General features: G+C 68.0%; 5 protein-coding genes. All 5 read left to right on the top strand.

Features of this window, described 5'->3' with window-relative positions; all coding sequences use genetic code 11:
- Positions 1-259: hypothetical protein (locus tag GHC57_RS19680; RefSeq protein ID WP_211369253.1), on the top strand; the 259-nt coding region annotated here is incomplete at its 5' end.
- On the top strand, positions 256-678 hold the full coding sequence (locus tag GHC57_RS18690) for a regulatory protein GemA (protein ID WP_153347110.1): 423 nt from the start codon (positions 256-258) through the stop codon (positions 676-678). The genes GHC57_RS19680 and GHC57_RS18690, both read left to right, overlap by 4 nt.
- 346 nt (positions 679-1,024) lie before the next feature.
- Positions 1,025-1,492 (top strand): hypothetical protein, encoded by a 468-nt coding sequence (locus tag GHC57_RS18695; RefSeq protein WP_153347112.1) that lies wholly within the window; start codon positions 1,025-1,027, stop codon positions 1,490-1,492.
- A complete protein-coding gene (locus tag GHC57_RS18700) occupies positions 1,480-3,411 on the top strand; it encodes a hypothetical protein (RefSeq protein WP_153347114.1) in 1,932 nt (643 codons plus the stop codon). The genes GHC57_RS18695 and GHC57_RS18700 overlap by 13 nt, the downstream gene beginning before the upstream one ends.
- Positions 3,412-3,413: 2 nt before the next feature.
- Positions 3,414-3,889, top strand: a 476-nt coding sequence (locus GHC57_RS18705; protein WP_246152508.1) for a phage protease, incomplete at its 3' end; no start/stop codon positions are given.

The following is a 3,889-nucleotide window of genomic DNA, read 5'->3' on the forward strand; positions in this document are numbered from 1 at the left end:
TCTGGATAACCCGATCCGCCAAGCTCGAGAGATTGTCGCGGAAGTCGGGCGGATTTCGTACTTCCTCAGTTTCACACTCGACATGGCCGCTCATCACGGTTTCATATCGGACGTACCGCCGTTGGCCTGCGAGGGCCTGCGAGACCTTCAAGACACTATCTGTGTCCGCACGGAACAGGCGGAAAAACTTCTTGAGACGGCCCATCAGGACCGGATGCGCGACCACGCGCGCCTTGCCGCAAAGGAGAACCCGTCATGACCCTGCCCGCCAACAAGCTGAAGGTCGTTCATGAGGCGAAGCGCCAACTCGGGCTTTCGGATGACCTGTACCGCGATATCCTATGGAACGTGGCGGGTGTCGAAAGCGCCCGCGACCTGGACGACACGGGGTTTGATCAGGTCATGGCCCGGTTCCGCGACCTGGGGTTCGTCTCGACCGCCCGGAAGCGGTACTATGGCGACCGGCCCGGCATGGCGTCGGCCAAACAGGTCAAGCTGATCCGGTCCTTGTGGCGGGAGTATGTGGGCGGCGCCACCGATGACGTGGCCCTGGATCACTGGATCCGACGCACCTTTCATGTGGACAGTCTGCGCTTCGTGGACGCGGACATGGCGCATCGCGTGGTCGGGGCGTTGATGCAGATGAAGCGGCGCCGGTCGGAGGCCAAGGCCGGGTGAGGACCCGGCCGGGTCTTGGATCGGGAAAGGGCGTCGGCGCGGGCCGGCGCCCTTTTCCGTGGCGGCCCCTCAGAGCACGCGTGGCGCGCGTTCCGGTATGGCGCCCCGGTTTGGCCCCGACGCTGCGGGACGCGCACACAGACCCCTTCCACGGCCTCTTATCCGTCTCTTAAACGGGGAATGGTGTTGCATGGGCAAACCTTGAACCGTGTCGCCCCTTGCCCTGAAGTCCTTCCGGACAGTCGGGCCGGTGCAAAGCTGGCACGGTTCCCGGACGGTTGTCCGGGCGCGGAAGGACGCACGTCCGGGTAGTCAGGTCCCAAGACCCGCTGATGCCGGACGTGCCATGTTCCTTGACGATCTTCCCTCCATTGCCGAACGGCGGCGCTTGGGCATCTATGTGTCCGACGTCGAGAACTGCGTGGCGGAGCGTTTCGGGGAGGCCGTCGCGCGCCAGCTCATACGTGCGTGTGGCGGCCAGACGATTCTGCTGCCCCGTCAAGCCCGGCCGAAACACAAGGTGGCCGTTGCGGTTGGTCTGCCAGTTTTGGCCGCGCTGATCGAGCACTACGGCGCCCCGCAATCAATCTACATCCCGGTGCCGTCCCGCTGGCGGTACGACGTTCGCCTGCGCCGCGCCATCATGGCCAACCCTGGGGCAACCAATGCCGACATTGGGAGCGTTGCCGGATGCAGCGAACGCGCCGTGCGCCGGTGTCGCGCATCGATGCGAGCGGCCGGCCTGAACCCGCCTGCGGCAGCGTCGTGTTCGGTGGCCAAACGCAATCAGGAGACAACCTCATGGCCGACATGACATACAGCCTGGGCATCGACCTGGCCGGCAACCTGGCCACGCGCGCCCGCACCTATTCGACGGCGCTGAACCGCTTCAGCACCTCGGGGCAACGCTCGCTGCGCGCCCTGTCCACGGCGGCCGGCGGCCTTGACCGGGGCCTGTCCAGCCTGGGCAACCGGTACACGGCCTTGCTGACCGGCGCCGGTGCGACGCAGGCCATCCGCTTGGTGGGGCAGATGGACGCGGCCATGCGGCGCCTGGCCACGGATGCCGAAGCGCCGTTGGAAAAGGTCATGGCGCTGAAGGAACAATTCTTCGCCCATGCCAACGAATTCCGGATCGACCCGGACCAGGTGGTGGCGGGCGTGGCGGAAATCGTCGCCATCACGGGCGACCTGGATTTCGCCGCGAAGAACATGCGGACCATCGCCATGGGCATCCAGGCGACGGGCGCCCTTGGTGCGGATGTCGGCACCAACATCGCGTCCTATTACAACAACCTGAACATCCGGGATGCCGAAGCGGTCGCGCGGATGTTCGACACGCAGAACCAGCAGGCCAAGGCCGGCGCCGTCGGCTTCCGGGTGGCCGGCCGGGAGATCGCCGAACTGACGGGGCAGTACGCGACCCTGCGACGAACAGGCGAGGAGGCGGGCCGGGAGCTGTTTGCCCTGCAACAGGTGGTGACGGAGGTCACCGGCAACGCTCCGGAGACGACAACCGCCATCATCGGGATGATCGAGGCCGTCACCGATGAGAACAAGGCGGCGTTCTTCAGGGGCGCCGGCATTCGCCTGCGTGAGGATGACGGGGTCACCTACCGCGCCTTGCCGGAGATCATGAAAGACGTGATCCGGGTCACCGGCGGCGACCCCGCCGAACTGAGCAAGGTGTTCGACCAGACCGCCAAGACGGCCCTGGCCGGCCTCGCGAAGTCCTACGACGCGGACGCGAATACCTTCGGCAAGCTGGAATCGCTGCTGGCCATCCGAGGCGACGGCAGCGGTCTGTTGGCCGATGCCCGGCTGAATGCCGACGGGTTCAACGCGGCGGCGCGCAACATCCTGACCGCCGCCGAACGGTTCGCCGATGAGCAACTGAGCGGGCCGGTCCAGCACCTCGCCGATGCCCTGAACAGCCTGACGACGGAACAGCAGAACGCCGTCATGTGGGGCGGGCTGGCATTGGGCGGCGGCTCGCTGGCCTATGTGGGCGGCAAGCGGGTCCTTGGCGCCTTCGGGCGCGGCGGGGCCGGCGCCGTGGGACCGGTGGCGGAGGGGCTTGGCGAGGCGTTGGGCCGGGCCGGCCCGACGCCCGTGGTCGTGACCAACTGGCCGCCCGGCTTCGCGGCCGGGCGCGGCCGGACGGGGGCCATGGGGCGATACGGCGCCGGAGCTGTCGGGGCTGTTGGCGCGGCTGGGGTGGGCACCGCCGGGACCGCCGTCACCACCGCCGCCGGCACGGCCGCGTTGGGGCAGCGGCTGCGCCTGCGCATGCTGGGGCGTGCCGGCGGCGCGACCGCGTTGGGCCTTGGCGCGGTCGAGGCCGGCATGGCCCTGGCCGAAGGCGATACCGCCGGCGCGGTCGAGGCCGGGACGAGCGCGGTCGGGGCCGGGGCCGGCGCATGGATGGGGGCCAAGGCGCTGGGCGCGGCCGGCGGGGCGATGTTCGGCCCGCCTGGGGCCGTCGGCGGCGGCCTCATCGGTGCCGTGGGTGGGGCCCTCGTGGGGTCCGAGATCGGTCACGAGATCGGCGGCGCGATGGCCGATGAGGTGATCGAGGCGTTGGAGCGGTTCTTCAACGGATTGGAGCCGTTCTCGTTGCAGCCGCTCGACGGGGCATTCGTCACGCCGGAGCGGCGGGAGTCGCGGCGCCGGGACTTTGATCGCGAGATGGACCGGGGCGGCGTGATGCCCGGCACGGGCAGCGGGTGGTGACCATGGATAGCCCCTTGTTTTCCAGTCACTTGGTGGCCTTGAACGCCAGCGGCGGACAGGTGCCGAGCGATATCCACCTGTTGCCGAAAGGCACGTTCCGGGGCCGGGACGGGCGCGGCCCTTGGCGGATCCCCGATCCGGCAAAGGTGATCGCCGCAACGCAGGCCCACCAGAAAGGGGCGAAGCTGCTGATCGACTATGACCACCAGCGTGAATTCGCTGGGGACGGACACCAAGTACGTGCCGCCGGCTGGATCACCGGATTGCGGGCAGATGGTGACGGCATTCACGGCCGTGTCGAGTGGACGGCGGCCGCTGCCCAAATGATCGCCGACCAGGAGTACCGCTACGTTTCGCCCGTGTTCACATACGCCCGCAGCAACGGCGAGATTGGTCGTATCTGCAATGCGGGCCTGACCAACAATCCGAATCTCGACTTGATCGCCCTCAACACGGAGAGACGCACCATGTCGTCACC

This window comes from Roseospira navarrensis, assembly GCF_009601025.1.
Lineage (GTDB): Bacteria > Pseudomonadota > Alphaproteobacteria > Rhodospirillales > Rhodospirillaceae > Rhodospira > Rhodospira navarrensis.